The 17,087-nt window shown below is 64.7% G+C and carries 15 protein-coding genes and 2 tRNA genes; 7 read left to right on the top strand and 10 right to left on the bottom strand.

Features of this window, described 5'->3' with window-relative positions:
- Positions 1-78: 78 nt before the first annotated feature.
- The 3 genes from LOY33_RS09275 to LOY33_RS09265 all read right to left on the bottom strand — a co-directional run bounded on the left by LOY33_RS09275 (position 79) and on the right by LOY33_RS09265 (position 6,677).
- A complete protein-coding gene (locus LOY33_RS09275) occupies positions 79-4,647 on the bottom strand; it encodes an NEL-type E3 ubiquitin ligase domain-containing protein (RefSeq protein ID WP_258662483.1) in 4,569 nt (1,522 codons plus the stop codon).
- A gap of 82 nt (positions 4,648-4,729) precedes the next feature.
- On the bottom strand, positions 4,730-5,743 hold the full coding sequence (locus LOY33_RS09270; RefSeq protein WP_043859675.1) for an AraC family transcriptional regulator: 1,014 nt from the start codon (positions 5,741-5,743) through the stop codon (positions 4,730-4,732).
- A gap of 73 nt (positions 5,744-5,816) precedes the next feature.
- Positions 5,817-6,677 carry a LysR substrate-binding domain-containing protein gene (locus tag LOY33_RS09265; RefSeq protein WP_116053428.1) on the bottom strand — a complete coding sequence of 287 codons (861 nt, stop codon included), beginning with the start codon at positions 6,675-6,677 and terminating at the stop codon, positions 5,817-5,819.
- Between the two features lie 112 nt (positions 6,678-6,789).
- On the opposite strand from LOY33_RS09265, the gene LOY33_RS09260 reads away from it, so the two are divergent.
- Together LOY33_RS09260 and phnX are read left to right on the top strand one after the other, a co-directional pair.
- Positions 6,790-7,896 (top strand): 2-aminoethylphosphonate--pyruvate transaminase, encoded by a 1,107-nt coding sequence (locus LOY33_RS09260; protein WP_258662482.1) that lies wholly within the window; start codon positions 6,790-6,792, stop codon positions 7,894-7,896.
- Positions 7,897-7,945: 49 nt separating this feature from the next.
- Positions 7,946-8,773 (top strand): phosphonoacetaldehyde hydrolase, encoded by an 828-nt coding sequence (gene phnX / locus LOY33_RS09255; RefSeq protein WP_258662481.1) that lies wholly within the window; start codon positions 7,946-7,948, stop codon positions 8,771-8,773.
- 101 nt (positions 8,774-8,874) lie between these two features.
- Here phnX and LOY33_RS09250 read toward each other — a convergent pair whose 3' ends face one another.
- Positions 8,875-9,429: an NADPH-dependent FMN reductase gene (locus tag LOY33_RS09250; protein ID WP_043859679.1), complete on the bottom strand. Its 555-nt coding sequence runs from the start codon at positions 9,427-9,429 to the stop codon at positions 8,875-8,877.
- Between the two features lie 147 nt (positions 9,430-9,576).
- On the opposite strand from LOY33_RS09250, the gene LOY33_RS09245 reads away from it, so the two are divergent.
- Complete coding sequence (locus LOY33_RS09245; RefSeq protein WP_043859680.1) at positions 9,577-9,795, top strand: hypothetical protein; 219 nt, start codon at positions 9,577-9,579, stop codon at positions 9,793-9,795.
- A 111-nt stretch (positions 9,796-9,906) separates the two neighbouring features.
- On the opposite strand, the gene LOY33_RS09240 is transcribed toward LOY33_RS09245, so the two are convergent.
- Together LOY33_RS09240 and LOY33_RS09235 are read right to left on the bottom strand one after the other, a co-directional pair.
- Positions 9,907-9,983 (bottom strand) — tRNA-Val (locus LOY33_RS09240).
- 157 nt (positions 9,984-10,140) lie between these two features.
- A tRNA-Val gene (locus LOY33_RS09235) sits at positions 10,141-10,217 on the bottom strand.
- Positions 10,218-10,421: 204 nt separating this feature from the next.
- Between LOY33_RS09235 and LOY33_RS09230 the strand changes: the two genes are divergently transcribed.
- A complete protein-coding gene (locus LOY33_RS09230; RefSeq protein ID WP_043863032.1) occupies positions 10,422-11,705 on the top strand; it encodes an FAD-binding oxidoreductase in 1,284 nt (427 codons plus the stop codon).
- Positions 11,706-11,723: 18 nt separating this feature from the next.
- Here the strand turns inward: LOY33_RS09230 and LOY33_RS09225 are convergent, their stop codons facing one another.
- A complete protein-coding gene (locus tag LOY33_RS09225; RefSeq protein ID WP_123752231.1) occupies positions 11,724-12,461 on the bottom strand; it encodes a peptidase C39 family protein in 738 nt (245 codons plus the stop codon).
- A gap of 156 nt (positions 12,462-12,617) precedes the next feature.
- Here LOY33_RS09225 and LOY33_RS09220 point away from each other — a divergent pair, with 156 nt between their 5' ends.
- Positions 12,618-12,791 carry a hypothetical protein gene (locus tag LOY33_RS09220; RefSeq protein WP_167400240.1) on the top strand — a complete coding sequence of 58 codons (174 nt, stop codon included), beginning with the start codon at positions 12,618-12,620 and terminating at the stop codon, positions 12,789-12,791.
- 82 nt (positions 12,792-12,873) lie between these two features.
- Here the strand turns inward: LOY33_RS09220 and LOY33_RS09215 are convergent, their stop codons facing one another.
- Complete coding sequence (locus LOY33_RS09215) at positions 12,874-13,632, bottom strand: TerC family protein (RefSeq protein ID WP_043863034.1); 759 nt, start codon at positions 13,630-13,632, stop codon at positions 12,874-12,876.
- 31 nt (positions 13,633-13,663) lie between these two features.
- Positions 13,664-13,918, bottom strand: coding sequence for a hypothetical protein (locus LOY33_RS09210; RefSeq protein WP_043863035.1), 255 nt, complete (start codon positions 13,916-13,918; stop codon positions 13,664-13,666).
- 115 nt (positions 13,919-14,033) lie between these two features.
- On the opposite strand from LOY33_RS09210, the gene nhaR reads away from it, so the two are divergent.
- The gene (gene nhaR, locus LOY33_RS09205) at positions 14,034-14,939 is read left to right on the top strand and encodes a transcriptional activator NhaR (protein WP_043863167.1); all 906 of its coding nucleotides are present in this window, start codon (positions 14,034-14,036) and stop codon (positions 14,937-14,939) included.
- Positions 14,940-15,181: 242 nt separating this feature from the next.
- Positions 15,182-16,393: a serine/threonine transporter SstT gene (sstT, locus tag LOY33_RS09200; RefSeq protein ID WP_043863036.1), complete on the top strand. Its 1,212-nt coding sequence runs from the start codon at positions 15,182-15,184 to the stop codon at positions 16,391-16,393.
- A gap of 66 nt (positions 16,394-16,459) precedes the next feature.
- On the opposite strand, the gene LOY33_RS09195 is transcribed toward sstT, so the two are convergent.
- Entirely contained in the window at positions 16,460-16,969 is a 510-nt protein-coding gene (locus tag LOY33_RS09195; protein ID WP_043863037.1) for a DUF1993 family protein, read from the bottom strand.
- Positions 16,970-17,087 lie beyond the last annotated feature (118 nt).

Below are 17,087 nucleotides of genomic sequence, written 5' to 3'. Positions count from 1 at the left end.
CCACCAGCGCGCAGCGACAATGGCCAAAGCTGTCAATCTGGATGACTGGTTTGGCCACTGCCTGCACAGCCCCCGGCGCTAGCCCGCAGGCGGCGCGGCAGCCTCCAGCGCCGCCTGGGTCAGGCGCAATGCCAGCGCCTGCACTGCCGCCTCGCGTTCGCTGCGCAATGCGTTCATTCGCGTCAGGTACACCCCTTCCTGCAGCGTGCCCTGTTGCGCGGCCAGCACCTCGAGTCGATCCCAGAACGGTTGTTCGACCTGCTCGAACTCGCCTTCGTGAGCCTGGCGCAGGTAGGCCAGCCAGAAATCCCGGCCGCTGATGAACGTTGCCAGCTGGTCGGTCTGCTCGGCAGCCAGCACCACCCGCTGGGCCTCGTGTATCTGTGCCGGGGCCACGGCGGCCACTTCGGCGAACTGCATGTTGCGCGGTTGCCCGGGCAGGTCCAGTGCAGCGGCCAGACGGGTGCGATAGGCCAGGCTCACCTCGACCTCGTCCACCCCACGCGCCTCCTGCGTCCTGGCCTGGATGTCGGCACGCGCGAACTGTTCGACCTGTTCAAGACGAAACAGACGCCGCGCGAAGGCGAGCAACGCTTCGCCCTGCTGCTCGTTCGGGCTGTCTGCGCGCACGGTCTGAAACAGCAAAAACCGCACTTCGAGCGCACTGTAGGTGGACGACACGCTGTCCACGCACGTGGTCGGGCTGGCCGCCAGCTCGAACAGTTCCTCGCGCAGCGCCGTGTGCTGCGCCATCGCCTCGAGCATGCGCCACACGCGCTGGTCCAGTTCGGCCCGGGTATGCTGGAAATCCGCCGACCCGGTCAGTTCGGTCAGCAACTGGAAGAAGTCTGCGGCGCCAGGCTCTGCAATCAGGCTGTCCCAGTAACGGCTGCGCACATCCAGCTGCGCCTCGTTCGCCAGCTCCAGCCACAGTGCGCGGGCTTGCGCAGTCGTTTCAGCACGTACCATGACACCGGCCGCAGCCTCCACCACGGGCAGCAACTGCTGCAGATCGTTGATGCGGTCCCAGGTGGCCTGCGGCAGGGGGTTACGCTGGAGCAGGTAGATGTTCAGCGACTCGGGCACGAAGAACGTCTCCGGTAACTGGGTGATGAGGTTGTCGCGCAAGTCGACCACATCCAGAAACGGACATTCGAGCAACCCGGTCGGGAACAGCTGCAGGCGCGTGCTGCGCAACCACACGTGGCGCAAGTTGTACATGCCGGCCATGTTCGGCAGGATCTCGATGGGATTGTTGTCCAGGTTCAGCACTTCAAGCCGATGCAGGGACGCAAGGGTATTGACCCCGGTGTTGCGCAGGTTGATCTGGTTGAGGTTCAGGTTCACCTCACGCAACCAGTTCATGCCGTTCAAGGCAGGCGGTATGCGCCCGAAGCGGTTGTTGGCCAGGTTGAGCCAGCGCACGCCGACAAAGCGTTGCAGGAAGCTGTTCGACAGCTCGGTCAGCCCCATGCCCACCAGGCTCAGGTCTATCACGTGGGAAAAATCGATACCGGCCCCCAGCGGCGGCAGATGCCCCACCGGCATCGCCACCAGGTTCAGGCGATAGCCGATCAGCGTGCCACCCCCATTGGTCACGCGATCGGTCTGTCGTCGCCAGCACCGGCGCAGCTCATCGGCCACCAGGCGTCGCCACTCGCGGGACTGGCCAAAGACCTCCCGACACCACAGCTGCAGGCTCGCATCGAGGCGCTGGTACTGGTCCAGCAGGCGCATCAGTGCCGTCATCGGTTCAACCGAGCCCCCCTGCAGTTCGGTCAGAAGCACATCGATCTGGAGTTGGTCATAGCCCGGGAACAGTACACGCACCACACTGACCAGGGACCGTCGTGTCGCACTGCCCCGGCCACTGAGCGGATACCCGATGCGACCGTCGGGCAAGCGCTGGGGCGGGCTGAAGCGCCCGGTCGAGCGCGCCTGTCCGATCAGTTGCGCGGCCTCGGAGGGATTGGCCAGGGCCCGCGCAGCCAGGGCCTCGCGCATTTGTGCCGCGCTGTCATGACGCGTCCAGCCCAGGGCGCGACGCTGCTCGCGCGTCAGGCAGCAGGCAATCGCCTCGAACATCCCCTGGGGCGCCGGGATCTCGTCGTCGAGCTCGTAGCCTTCAGTGTCGTACACCGAAAACTGCCCGTCGCGACGCACCAGCACGCGCGTCTGGCGGGTATCGCTGAGTGACAACTGGCGCTCGATCACCCGCCCGCTGGACGAACCTTCGCGCAGCTCCAGGTTCAGCCCGTCGGGCCAGGCCGGCATGCGTCGCAGCAAGCCGAAGGCCAGGCCCACGCTGTCGTCACTGTGCACGTTCTGCAGGCACAACCCCTCCAGCGCCCTGCTCAATCGCGCCTCACGCAAGGTGTGGCGTGCCTGCTCGGCGACCGCCAGGGGAATGCGCCGAGTCTGATCCATCATCTGGCGCTGCGTGGCATCGGCCTGCTCTGCCAGCGCCTGGGCATAGCGTCGCGCCAGCCCGGGAAAGTCACGTTGCAACAGGCTCACACGGCTATCGGCAGCGGTCAGCGTGGCCGCCTCAAGGTGCTCGAACAGTTCGAAGCGCAAGCGCGGCATCTGCTCCCAGATATGATCGAGCTCCGAGTCCTGCCCCGCGTCTTCGACACCCTGCAGATGCTCCCTGCAGAAGGCATGGAGCACAGGGTCCAGGCCCTGGGCATCGGTTTGCCGGTGCAGACGCTCGAAGAATGTCGAGATGCGCGTATCGATACCGAAGCGGACCAGGGTATCGCGCAGGCGAACCGGCATGCCCCGGTTCTCCACGTGCAGGCCGCGCAAACGCGCCTCGTCCATACCGGCAATCACCATGACCTGGTCGATCTGCGCATCGCTCAGCCCTTCGGCCAGCGGGCCCAGGCGCCGCACCAGCAGGGCATTGCCCGCCCACTGCAGCGCATGCTCGCCAGGCAGGCGCCAGGCGCCTTCGCCATTGGTTTCCAGGCCGGGCGAGTAGGCTTCGGCACGCTGCGGGTGCACCATAACCCAGCGCCCATCGCGCTGCTGAACCTGATAGGTCTGCCCTTCATGCCTGAGCCACAGCGCGCCTGCATCCTCATACAAGCCATCGCTGCGCGGCACCAGGGTTTCAGGCAAAGGGTGGGCATGACGGTAGCTTGCCAGGTCTTCGTTCCACAGCCTGTATTGGCCCGTGCTGCGCACTATCGGCATGAGGCCGTCGACGAAGGCCGACCGTTTGGCCACCGCCACCAGGCCCGCCACACCCGCCCCTGTTGCAACGCTGGCCAGCACGTTTTCGGCCACGCCGGTCAGATGCGCCAGGGCCTCCTTGCGCTGGCCCTTGCTCCAGTCGACGGCGCCCTCATAGACCTCGCCCAGCAACTGCCCGACGCTACTGAGCAGCATGATCTGGCCAACCCCGGGGACGAACGAGGCCGCTATGCCGAGCAGGGTTTCACCTGCGGCCAGGTAGGCCTCGCGACGTGCTTCGGCCAGCGCATCGTCGACCCTGGCCGTAGGCACGGCAAGCACCGCAGCGTCGGCCTTGAGCCGGGCGATACGCCATTGCGCAAGGCTGGCGAACAACTCTCCGGCCAGCGGGTAATCGAGCAGTTCCAGGTCCGGGCGCGCCGCGTCTCGCTGCGCCTGCCAGGCCGCGCCGAAAGCTGCACGCTCCTGCAGGCTGATCAGGCTCTGGAAGTAGCTCAGGTAACCAGCCGATTTCAAGGCCAGGCCCAGATCGGTTGCACAGGCATACCAGGTCGGATACTGACGCAGCGGGCGCTGCGGATCGCCAGGCAGAAACACCACCACCTGGCGCACCAGGCCGGCCTCGGTCCAGCGTATCGCCCCCTCCAGGGGTTCGCCACGGGCCAGAAAGGCGACCGCGCCCTGTACCTGCTGCCCCAGCACCTCGATGCTGCGCACCCTTACCGGGTGCTCGGCGTAAGTCACCTGGCTCGCCCCGTCGACCACCTGGCGCAGCATGCGGTAGGCCACCTCGTCGATGTCCTTTTTCAGGTAGCCGACCTGGGCGGCCACATCCAGCTGATCGCGCTGTTCGCGGGCCAGCAGCGCATGGCGCTGGCGCTTGAGTGCGTCATCCGGCGGGTCGAGCACACTGTCCAGATGAGCCTGATACTTCTGGCCCAGGTCCAGCGTGCGGCACAGGCCGGCAAACCGCTCGGGCGCGACGCCCAGTGCCTGACCCGCAGACACGATCGCCGTGCCGCGAAAGAATCCCCAGTAGCCGCCGGCAGTCTCGCTGAAGTTCTGCAGGGCACGCTGCAACAGCGGGCTCTGGATCTCGATCGCCTCCAGATAAGGCATGGGCGTGGCCGAAAGCCCCGGGCGGTACTGACGCAGGCGCACTTCCTTCCAGTGCGCCGCACGCGTGTCCAGTTGCAGCCCCAGGGTGTCGCGCAAGGCCTTGTCCAGCAGGGGCGCAGCGAACACGTCGGGCGACTGCAGGAGCTGGAACAACTCGGTCAACGCTTCAAGCGACGCCTGATGCCGGATCAATGCAGCGCTCACTGCGCGCGCCTGGTCCCTGGATGCCGTGCGCAGCCAACCCGGCAGGCGTTCGGCGATGAATTGATCGAGAATGGTGGGATCGTCTGTGGTGCCGGTGGTTTTGCGGGTGCTCGAGGTCGGGCTCATGGCGCCTGCTCCATCAAGGGGTGGGCACCCAGACTAGGAACAGCCCCGCCGGCAAGGGAGCGGGAAGGCTTGCCTCGCGGCCTCAGCCCGAACCCAGCACGAGGCTGCGGTAATGCCCGGGGTTGCACCCCGACCACTTGCGAAAGGCCTTGTAGAACGAACTGGTGTCGGCAAACCCCAGGCGTTCGGCGATCTCCACGTAGCTGACCTGCGCATCGGCCAGCCAGCCGATGGCCAGCTCGCGGCGCACGCTGTCCTTGAGGGCCTGGTAGGTCTGGCCCTGCTCGGCCAGGCGTCGGCGCAGGGTGGAGGCCGACAGGCACAGCTGCTGGGCCAGTGCCTCGGCATCCGGCCACTGGCTGGCGGGCAACTGGCGCAGGTCGTCGCGGATCCGCCGCGCCAGGCTGGTGGGGTCGCGGTACTTCACCAGAATGTTGGCCGGCGCCTCGGCCAGAAAACGCTGCAGCTCTTCGGGTGTGCGCCTGAGCGGCAGGTCCAGGCAATCGGCAGCGAAAATCAGCCGCGTGCGTGGGCGCTCGAACTGCAGGTTCTGTGAAAACATCACGCGGTAGTCATCGCAGTAGTCCGGCTCGGCGCAGCGCAATTCGATGGCCAGAATCGGAATGCGCCGACCCGCCAGCCAACAGGCCACACCATGCACGATCATCCAGAAGGTGAAATAGGTGAAGGGTCGGCGCGGCGCCTCGGCGGGTTCGCCGATCACGATTTCAGCCAGGCTCTGCTGGCGCACCAGCACCGGGTGCAAGTGCTCGAGCATCAGCGACAGAAACCCCAGCGCGCACTCCAGGCCCGCGCCCAGGGTCGGCTGGGCCATGGACGAGCGGCAGATGAACGCCAGGCTGCCGCTGCGCAGCCCGCGCGGGTCCATGCAGAAGAACTCGTCGTTGCAGCGACGCGCCAGCAGCCGCCACAGCCGGGCATAGGCACTGGCCGGCACGCGGGCCTGGGGCTGCTCCAGTTGCTGCGGGTCGATCCCCACCCGCTGCAGCAACGCCGCAGCCGCCGCGCCGGGTGCGCTGCTTTGCAACAGGGCCTCGCGCACCAGTTGCATGGAGATGGTGTCTTTCTCCTTCATCGACCCTCACTCGTGTTGCAGGTGGTGTGTGCCGGCCATCTTAGGGGGCCGACGGCAAAACGCCAACGCCGTGTCATGCCGATGACGCCAGCCCGAGAAAGGCCTGGATCAGGCGCAACTCGCGGCGCCGCTCCAGGCAACCGAGCATGTGCTGGTTGACCAGCCCTGGCCCCTCTATGGGCCGGGCCACCACCCGCGGATCGTGGCTGGTCTCCATCGACGAGACGATACCCAGCCCCAGCTGCGCGGCCACCGCCTCGGTCACCGCTTCGCGGCTGTCGAGCTCCAGCAGCACCCGTGGCTGCACCCCGGCCCGGGCACAGGCCTGATCGAAGGTGCGCCGGGTGATCGAGCCGGGTTCGCGCAGCACCATGATCTGCTGGTCCAGTTCGGCAAGGGGCAACTCGGGGCGGCTGGCCCAGCGATGGCCGGCCGGCAGCAAGGCACAGATACGCGACGGGCCCAGGGCCTGCAGGTGCAGGCCCTTGCGCGGTTCGACCTCGGTCAGCACGGCCACGTCGGCATGCTCGGACAGCAGCGCCGCCAGGGTTTCCTGGGCATTGCCCAGACGCAGGTTGACCGTGATGCCGGGGTAGCGCACGCGCAGCTGGGCCAGCATCGGCATGACCTGGTGTGGCCCGTCGGCGGCAACTTCCAGGCGCCCGGTAAGCAACTGGCGGTTGGCTTCGAGCATCACCTGCGCCTCCTCGGCCAGGCCGAACATCGCGCGGGTGATGGCGGCCAGGCGGGTGCCCTCCTCGGTCAGCTCCACACGCCGCGCAGTGCGCCGCAGCAGGGTGATCTGGTAATGCTCCTCGAGTGCCTTGATGTGCCCGGTGACCGCTGGCTGGCTGATGAACAGGCGCGCGGCAGCGCGAGTAAAGCTGCCCTCGCGGGCCACCGCATCGAAAGCGCGAAGCTGGAACAGGTTCATATCTATCGGCCTGACTTATGGTTGGCATAACGACAAACAATTTGATTGATGAAGCGCGCAATTGCAACGTAGGCACCGTAGTTTCAGCCCACCGCTTGCGAGGAGCATCGCCATGACCCACACCCCCGTCCTGCTGACGCCGGGCCCCCTGACCACCTCGGCACGCACGCGGCAGGCGATGATGCTCGACTGGGGCTCATGGGACCGCGAATTCAACACCTTGACCGCCAACCTGTGCCAGCAGTTGCTGAGCATCGTCAATGGCCACGCCAGCCACCACTGCGTGCCCCTGCAAGGCAGCGGCACCTTCGCCGTGGAGGCGGCCATCGGCACGCTGGTGCCCCGTGACGGCAAGGTGCTGGTACTGGTCAACGGCGCCTATGGCCAACGCCTGGCCAGGATCTGCCAGGTGCTGGGCCGCGCATTCACCACCTTCGAGACCGCCGAAGACCAGCCCACCACCGCCGCCGATGTCCAACGCCTGATCCGCGCCGATGCCAGCATTACCCACGTGGCGCTGATTCACTGCGAAACCAGTACTGGCATCCTCAACCCGCTGGCGCAGATCGCCCAGGTCGTCGCCGATCACGGCAAGCGCCTGATCATCGACGCCATGAGCTCGTTCGGCGCCCTGCCGATCGACGCGGCCCAGGTGCCTTTCGACGCCCTGATCGCGGCGTCCGGCAAGTGCCTCGAAGGCGTACCGGGCATGGGCTTCGTGTTCGCCGACAAGGCCGCACTGGCTGGCGCCAAGGGCAACTCGCCGTCGCTGGCCTTGGACCTGCATGACCAGCATGCCTACATGGCCCGCACCGGCCAGTGGCGCTTCACCCCGCCCACCCACGTGGTGGCGGCGCTGCACGAGGCGCTGCTGCAGTACCACGAGCAAGGCGGCCTGGCGGCGCGTCACCAGCGCTATGCAAGCAACTGCAAGACCCTGCTCGACGGCATGGCGGCCATCGGCTTGCGCAGCTTTCTGCCCGCCGCCATCCAGGCCCCGATCATCGTCACCTTCCACGCCCCGCGTGACCCGCGCTACCAGTTCGCGGACTTCTACGAACGGGTCAAGGCCAAGGGGTTCATCCTCTATCCCGGCAAGCTGACCCAGGTCGAGACATTCCGCGTGGGCTGCATCGGCTGCGTCGGCCCCCACGAGATGCGCGCCGCGGTCCGGGCCGTGGCCGATGCGCTGCGGGAAATGGAAGTGCTGCACATCTGATTCCGTTTTATCCCCCTTTTCTGCGGTATACCGAACAAGGAACGCAATGATGAACTACAGCAACCCCACACAGCTGCAAGCGGCCATTCTCGACTGGGCCGGAACCGTGGTCGACTTCGGCTCGTTCGCCCCCACGCAGATCTTCGTCGAGGCCTTTGCCGAATTCGATGTGCAGGTGTCCATCGAGGAGGCCCGCGGCCCCATGGGCATGGGCAAGTGGGACCATATCCGCACGCTGTGCGACCAGCCGCAGATTGCCGAGCGCTATCGCGCGGTGTTCGGCCGCGTGCCAAGCGATGATGACGTGACGGCGCTCTACAACCGCTTCATGCCGCTGCAGATCGAAAAGATCGCCACCCATTCGGCGCTGATCCCCGGCGCACTGCAGACCATCAGCGCCCTGCGCCGGCAGGGCCTGAAGATCGGTTCGTGCTCCGGCTATCCGAAGGTGGTGATGGACAAGGTAGTGGAACTGGCTGGGCACAATGGCTATGTGGCCGACCATGTGGTGGCCACCGACCAGACCCCCAACGGTCGCCCGTGGCCGGCCCAGGCGCTGGCCAACGTGATTGCGCTGGGTATCGACGATGTGGCGGCGTGCGTGAAGGTGGACGACACCGTACCGGGCATTCTGGAAGGGCGTCGTGCCGGCATGTGGACCGTGGCGCTGGTGTGCTCGGGCAACGCGCTGGGGCTGACCCATGAAGGCTACCTGGCGCTGGATGCCGAGCAACTGGCCAGCGAGCGTGCGCGCATTCATGCACTGTTCGAAGGGTCACGCCCGCACTACCTGATCGACACCATCAATGACCTGCCGCAGGTGGTGGAGGATATCAATCGGCGTTTGGCGCAGGGTGAGATGCCGCAGGGGGTATAGACCGCGTTGGGGCTTTCGCCGGCAAGGCCGGCTCCTGCAATCGGCAAGGCGGCTCCTGCAGGCCAGGAGCCGCCCTCGCCAGCCAAGGGCGCGCCTGGGCCCTATGCCAGGTGCCGCGCCACCCACGCCGCATAACTGTCGATGAAGCTCTGCAGAAACGGCCGGGTCTTCTCCGAAAGCTTGCCATGCTCGTCGAACAGCGTCGCCGCCCCACCCACATAGGCCTCTGGCTGCTGCATGCAGGGCACATCGAGAAACACCAGGGACTGGCGCAGGTGGTGGTTGGCACCAAAGCCCCCCACCGCCCCCGGCGACACACTGATCACCGCCCCCGGCTTCTTGCTGAACACGCTCTGCCCATACGGGCGCGAGCCGACGTCGATGGCGTTCTTGAGCACCCCGGGCACCGAGCGGTTGTACTCGGGGGTCACGAACAGCACCGCGTCGCTGGCACGCACCTTGTCGCGAAAGGCCTTGTAGGCTGCCGGTGGGTCGGTGTCGATATCCTCGTTGTACAACGCCAGCTCGCCAATTTCGACGATACCGAGCTTGAGGCTGGCCGGTGCCAGCTCTGCAAGCGCCCTGGCGACCTTGCGGTTGATCGACTCCTTGCGCAAGCTGCCTACCAACACCGCAACCGAATAGACCTGGCTCATGACCACGCTCCAACCTGATCGACATAGAGAAGTGGTAGTTATAGACGCTACGGCGCGGCCCACAGGTTTTTTTCCAGGGGGACTAAACTTCCCAGGCAAAACAGTGGTCTATGGCCCATAGAGAACATTTCAGAGGGCACACGCCAAATGACAGCAGTACTGGTCGGACAATTTCATGCTCGGGATGCTGAAGGACGCATCTACCCCGTTCATGAATTTCAGGAAGCCACCCTGCAGGCCGATGGAAGTGCCGACTCCTTGCCGATCACCAGCTATCGCCTGGCCATCGGCGATCGGGTCAACCACCTGGGCGAGGATCGCTTCGAGCTGGTACAGAGCGGCGTGGAGATCACCCGTATCCCCTGATGCACCGCGCGGCCCGAGCAATCCGGCCGCGCCCTTTGCTTCAGGCAAACAAAAAGGGCGACCCTTGCGGGTCGCCCTTTTTGTGTTACCGCCAGCAGGGGCGGTGATGTTTGGTAGGCACAATTGGATTCGAACCAACGACCCCCACCATGTCAAGGTGGTGCTCTAACCAACTGAGCTATGTGCCTGCTGCGGGGCGCATTCTACTCAGGTTCAAGCCCCCTCGTAAAGCGAAATGTACAAAAAAATCAGCAGCTTTGCCGCGCCCATGAAAACGGCCCAAACGAAAAAGGCGACCCTCTCGGATCGCCTTTTTCGTGTACCGCCAGCAGGGGCGGTGATGTTTGGTAGGCACAATTGGATTCGAACCAACGACCCCCACCATGTCAAGGTGGTGCTCTAACCAACTGAGCTATGTGCCTGCTGTGAGGCGGCATTCTACGCAATCGACGCAGCGTGTCAATACTTTTTTTCACGCTAAGCCACTGAATACTAATATTTTTTACCCCAGCCCGGGTTTGCGCGATTTTTACCGTCTGGCTGGCGGGTGTTTATTATTGTTGATACGATCTGCACAATCGTAAAAAATATAGAACATACAACTACAAACCCTGAGGTGCCCGCACATGGCCAACACCCCCTACCCCCAGTCGTATTACGCCGCATCGGCCAACCCCGTCCCGCAGCGCCCGAGCCTGCAGGAAGAAGTACAGACCGACGTCTGCGTGATCGGTGCGGGTTACACCGGCCTGTCCAGTGCCCTGTTCCTGCTCGAGAACGGTTTCAGCGTCACCGTGCTTGAAGCCGCCAAGGTCGGCTTCGGTGCCTCTGGCCGCAACGGCGGTCAGATCGTCAACAGCTACAGCCGCGACATCGACGTGATCGAACGTACCGTCGGCCCCAAACAGGCACAGCTGCTCGGCCAGATGGCCTTCGAGGGCGGGCGCATCATCCGCGAGCGCGTGGCCAAGTACAACATCCAGTGCGACCTGAAGGACGGTGGCGTGTTCGCCGCCCTGACCAAAAAGCAGATGGGCCACCTGGAATCCCAGCAACGCCTGTGGGAACGCTACGGCCACACCCAGCTGGAACTGATGGACCAGCGCCGCATCCGTGAAGTGGTCGCCTGCGACAGCTACATCGGCGGCATGCTGGACATGAGCGGCGGCCATATCCACCCGCTCAACCTGGCCCTGGGCGAAGCCGCCGCAGTGGAATCGCTGGGTGGCAAGATTTACGAACAGTCCCCGGCCATCCGCATCGAGCGCGGTGCCAACCCGGTCGTGCATACCCCGCAGGGCAAGGTGCGCGCCAAGTTCATCATCGTGGCGGGCAACGCCTACCTGGGCAACCTGGTACCGGAACTGGCCGCCAAGTCGATGCCATGCGGCACTCAGGTGATCACCACCGAGCCGCTGAGCGAAGAGCTGGCACGTACCCTGCTGCCGCAGGACTACTGCGTGGAAGACTGCAACTACCTGCTCGACTACTACCGCCTGACCGGCGACAACCGCCTGATCTTCGGCGGTGGCGTGGTATACGGCGCGCGTGACCCGGCCAACATCGAGGCGATCATCCGCCCGAAAATGCTCAAGGCCTTCCCGCAGCTCAAGGACGTGAAGATCGACTACGCCTGGACCGGCAACTTCCTGCTGACCCTGTCGCGCCTGCCGCAGGTAGGTCGTCTGGGCGACAACATCTACTACTCCCAGGGCTGCAGCGGCCACGGCGTCACCTACACCCACCTGGCCGGCAAGGTGCTGGCCGAGGCCCTGCGCGGCCAGGCCGAGCGTTTCGACGCCTTCGCCGAACTGCCGCACTACCCGTTCCCGGGTGGCCAGATGCTGCGCGTTCCGTTCAGTGCCCTGGGCGCGTGGTACTACAGCCTGCGCGACCGCCTGGGCGTGTAAGCCGGCAACCCCGGGCCGTCACTGCCCCACGGCATTGACGGCCTGGCGGGCCGCCTGCTCCTGGCCTGCCTGGGCCAGTTCATTGGCGGCCTTGAGCCAGCGCTGGCGGTCCACCTGGGCCGGCAGTTGGCCGGGCGGCTGCACCAGCACCGCCCAGCTCCCCTCCTTCTTCCAGGCTGCGGCGAAATCGTCGAAGTCCATCAGCAACCGCCGATTGTTGCCCGCACGCAGCAGCACCCGCGACTTGTAGCGGTCATAGCCCACCAGCAGGGCATAGCGCGGCTCGCTCCAGAACGCCGAACCTTCCTGATAGCGCAACAGCACCGGATTGCCCGCGGCCACCTGGGTCAGCAACGCCGGCAGGGTGCCGTCGAGCAGGTACACCACCATGCCGTACTGGCGTGCCACGGTCGCTACCGAGGCCTGCAGCCTGTCGACACCTTGTGGCAGTTGCAAGGGCCCTTCGAGCAGGCCGGGGGTGATGCGCACCCCCTGCTGCGAGAGGATCGCGGCCAGCGCCATCGGCGCGCTCTGGTTGGCGTTACCACGGTAGAACGGCACCGCGCCCAGTTCCACGCGCTGGGGCAGGCTGTTGAGCTGGGATGAAGGCTGGCTGGCGCAACCGGCCAGGCTGGCGGCCAGCAGGCAAGCCAGCAGCAGACGATGGGACACGCGACGTTTGGGGGCGGTGGGCAACATGGACACTCGCTTGTGCTGATGCCGGGCAGACGACGCCCGGCCCTGGCTTGCGATCATAGGCTGGCGCAGGCCTGCGGTATAGCCCGCGGCACGCTTAGAGCGAACTGAACCAAGGCGCTGGACCACTGGTCAACCGTCTGTCACAGACGATGGGCTAGACTGAGCTTGTGTCCGAATGGCGAGTGCAGCTTGCCCAGTCGAAGGAGGCACGCAATGAGTCTGACGATGGGAATCTTTCTGTTGATAGGCACGTGGCTGGTGGTAGCCGCAGCCATGCTCTGGGGGGTGTTGCGCATCGCGCGCCGCCACCATCTTCACCATCCGCAGCCGACCAGGGCTGCATCCGAGGCACAGCGGCACGCTCGCCGCCACGCCAACGCGCACTGACGCGACACTGCATAACAACCTTCGCCGATAACGCCGGCGTCTGCAGGTGCGTCCTGCAGAGCCGACGTCGCTGGCGAAGCGGTCAGTCAGGTTTCGCTTGCAGCGCCTCGCGCCGCTCGCGAGCCCGGCGCGACATGATGTTGAGCACCTCGATCGCGGTGGAGAACGCCATCGCCGCATACACATAACCCTTGGGCACATGGGCACCGAAGCCTTCGGCGATCAGGGTCATGCCGATCATGATCAGGAAGCCCAGGGCCAGCATCACCACGGTAGGGTTGTCGTTGATGAATCGGGCCAGCGGGTCGGCGGCCACCAGCATCACGATCACCGCACTGATCACCGCGATGATCATGATCGGCAAGTGCTCGGTCATGCCCACGGCCGTGATGATGCTGTCGATCGAGAACACGATGTCCAGTACCAGGATCTGCCCGATCGCCGCAGCAAAGCCCAGGGTCACGGTAGACGACGCCTTGGTCTCTTCCTTGGCACGCGGGTCGACGCTGTGGTGAATCTCGGACGTCGCCTTCCACAGCAGGAACAGGCCACCGGCGATCAGGATCATGTCCTTCCACGAGAAGGCATGGCCGAACACGTCCACCACCGGCTCGGTAAGCTGCACGATCCACGCCACGGTGCTGAGCAGGCCCAGGCGCATCACCAGCGCCATGCTGATACCGATGCGCCGTGCCTTGGAGCGGAACTGCTCAGGCAGCTTGTTGGTGAGAATCGAGATGAAGATCAGGTTGTCGATGCCCAGCACGATCTCCATGGCCACCAGGGTAGCCAGGGCCACCCAGGCGGTCGGGCTTGCAGCAAGTTCCAACAGGTATTCCATGAATCAATCCTGAATCAGTGTGGGTAAAAAATCAGATTTCCCGGGCGCTGTCGTCGCGCTCGGGTTTGTCCTGGGCCTCATCGGGCTTTTTCGCCAGGGGCGAACCGGTCGCGTCGCTGAGCGCCTGCTGGGCGGCATCGTTGGTCTTGTCGATCGCTTCCTTGGCCGACTGGGCAGCCTGGTTGAGCATCTGCTGGGCAGATTTTTCCGCCTGCTCGCAACCGCTCATGGCCAGCAGCGCCAGCGCCATCACCAGGGGTGTGCCAATCGATTTGAAATACAGCATGGGTTCCTCTCTGAAGGTCTTGCCTTGATAGCGACGCATTCTAAAGAGACTGAAACATCCGGAAAATTCGTATTTTCAGCAGTTATACTTCGGTTTTTACGAATCGGAGATGCACATGCTCAACTACCGACAACTGCATTACTTCTGGGTCGTGGCCAAGACCGGCAGCATCGTGCGTGCCGGCGAGCAGCTCAATCTCACCCCGCAGACCATCAGCGGGCAGATCAGCCTGCTTGAGCATAGCTACGGTATCGAATTGTTTCGCCGTGTGGGACGCCAGCTCGAACTGACCGAGACCGGGCGCCAGGCCCTGTCCTACGCCGAGCAGATGTTCCAGATTGGCGGCGAACTGGAAGCAGTGCTGCGCGCCCAGCCCGATGAGCAGCAGATTCTGTTTCGCGTGGGGGTGGCCGACGTGGTGCCCAAGTCGATCGTGTACCGGCTGCTGGCGCCGACCATGGAGCTGCCCGACCCGCTGCGCCTGACCTGCCGCGAGGACAAGCTCGAACGCCTGCTGGCAGATTTGGCAGTACAGCGCCTGGACATGGTGATCTCCGACAGCCCGATGCCCAGCCATCTCGACATCAAGGGCTACAGCCAGAAGCTCGGGGAGTGCGGCATCAGTTTCTTCGCCACCCCGGCACTGGCTGCCCTGCATCCGGCGCCCTTTCCTGTCGGCCTGCAGCATGCACCGATGCTCATTCCCGGCCAGGAGACGGTGGTGCGCAGCCGGCTGCTGCGCTGGTTCGCCGAGCAACAGTTGCAGCCGCGCATCGTCGGCGAATTCGATGACAGTGCGCTGATGCAGGCATTCGGGCAGTCGGGCAGCGGCATCTTCATCGCCCCCAGCGTGATCGCCGACGAGGTCTGCCGCCAGTACGGGGTGGAGTTGATCGGCCAGACCGATGCCGTCACCGAGTCGTTCTATGCCATTTCGGTAGAGCGCAAGGTCAAGCACCCGGGTATCGTCGCGATCACCGAAGGTGCCCGCCGCGAGCTGTTCAACTGGCCTGCGCCCTGAGAGACACACGGCACCGACATCACATCCCGGGCCTAAACATTCCACGGCCCGAACCGTCGATACAAGGACGCGCCGACGCATCGCGACAACACGCCCCACCTACCGCCAGGCAGTGTGCTGCGGTCAGGGCCCGCGTGCTGTGCTAAAGTCCCGCCCCTTTCGCCGCAGGGCTAGCCCGCGGCATGCCTTTGCTACGCTATCCGGGCCTCCCGGACCTTGCACAAGAACGAGAAACACCTGTCATGACCCCACTTCTGAACCTGTTGAACCGTACCAGTCTGGTACTGCAGATCGTGATCGGCCTGGTGGCCGGCATTGCCGTGGCGCTGCTCTGGCCAGCCGCCGCGCTGAACCTGGCATTTATCGGCAAGGTATTTGTCAGTGCACTCAAGGCGGTGGCACCCATTCTGGTGTTCATCCTGGTGATGGCTTCCATCGCCAACCACAGGCACGGCCAGGAAACCCATATCCGTCCTATTCTGGTGCTCTATCTTTTCGGCACCTTTTCCGCAGCGGTAGTGGCGGTGGTCGCCAGCATGCTGTTCCCCTCCCAACTGGTGCTGGCCACTCATGATGTGGCGATGAGCCCGCCTGGTGGCATCAGCGAAGTGCTGCAAGGCCTGCTGCTGAGCGTGGTGGCCAACCCGGTGACTGCGCTGATGGAGGCCAACTTCATCGGCATCCTGGCCTGGGCGATCGCCCTGGGCGTGGCTATCCGACATGCCGGTGAAACCACCCGCACCGTGGTCGACGACCTGTCCAAGGGCGTAACGCTGATCGTGCGCATGGTCATCCGTTTCGCGCCTCTGGGAATCTTCGGCCTGGTGGCGGCGACCCTGGCCGAATCCGGCCTGGGGGCCCTGCTGGGCTACCTGCACCTGCTGGCGGTGCTGATCGGCTGCATGCTGTTCGTGGCGCTGGTGATGAACCCGCTGATCGTGTACTGGAAAATCCGTCGCAACCCATTCCCGCTGACGCTGCTGTGCCTGCGCGAAAGCGGCATCACCGCGTTCTTCACCCGCAGCTCGGCCGCCAACATTCCGGTCAACCTGGCACTGAGCGAAAAGCTCGGGCTGCATGAGGACACCTACTCGGTGTCGATCCCGCTGGGTGCGACCATCAACATGGCCGGCGCGGCCATCACCATCACCGTGCTGACCCTGGCGGCGGTGCATACCCTGGGCATCAGCGTCGACCTGCCCACGGCCATCCTGCTCAGCGTGGTCGCCGCCGTGTGCGCATGCGGCGCCTCGGGTGTGGCGGGCGGCTCGCTGCTGCTGATTCCGCTGGCGTGCGGCCTGTTCGGCATTCCCAGCGAGGTGGCCATGCAGGTGGTGGCGGTAGGCTTCATCATCGGCATCCTGCAGGACTCGGCCGAAACGGCGCTCAATTCGTCCACCGACGTGCTGTTCACGGCCGCCGCGTGCGAGGCCGAGGAACGCCAGGCGAGCTGATCCTGGCAGGCATGAAAAAGCCCGGCAAGGCGTTGACCTTGCCGGGCTTTTTTCATGCCTGGGTAATCAGAACGCGCCCATGTAGTCGCGCTTGCCGATTTCCACGCCATTGTGGCGCAGGATGGCGTAGGCCGTGGTCACGTGGAAGAAGAACTGCGGCAGGCCGTAGGTCAGCAGGTAGCTCTGGCCGGTGAAGCGTTTTTCTTTCGGCGTACCCGGGCGGGTGATGATCTCGATGCCTTCCTTGCCGTCGATCTGCTTCGCCTCGATCTGCTCGACGAAGGCCAACACCTTGGCGATCAGCGCCTGCAGCTCGGCAAAGGTGGTTTCAGTGTCGTCGTACTTGGGCAGTTCGACCTCGGCCAGGCGGGCCGAAACCCCCTTGGCGAAGTCCACGGCAATCTGCACCTGGCGAACCAGCGGGAACATGTCGGGGTACAGGCGCGCCTGCAGGAAGACATTGGCGTCGATATTCTTCGCCTCGGCGTGCGCCTGGGCCTTGCCCAGCACATCGCTCAGGGCATTGAGCATCTGCTTGAAAACGGGAACAGAGGCGGCGTACAGGGAAATGGTCATGACAGTCTCGCTGGGTGATGGATTGAGCGTGGCCGATTATAGACACGCTTGGCGGCGCCCGGCGGCTTGTCTTTTATTCTGCAAGGATTAGGCTAGTTGCCTTCCACAGCATAGGGAA

This window comes from Pseudomonas sp. B21-036, assembly GCF_024748925.1.
GTDB classification, from domain to species: domain Bacteria; phylum Pseudomonadota; class Gammaproteobacteria; order Pseudomonadales; family Pseudomonadaceae; genus Aquipseudomonas; species Aquipseudomonas palmensis.
This window is presented reverse-complemented; position numbering and strand designations above follow the sequence as displayed.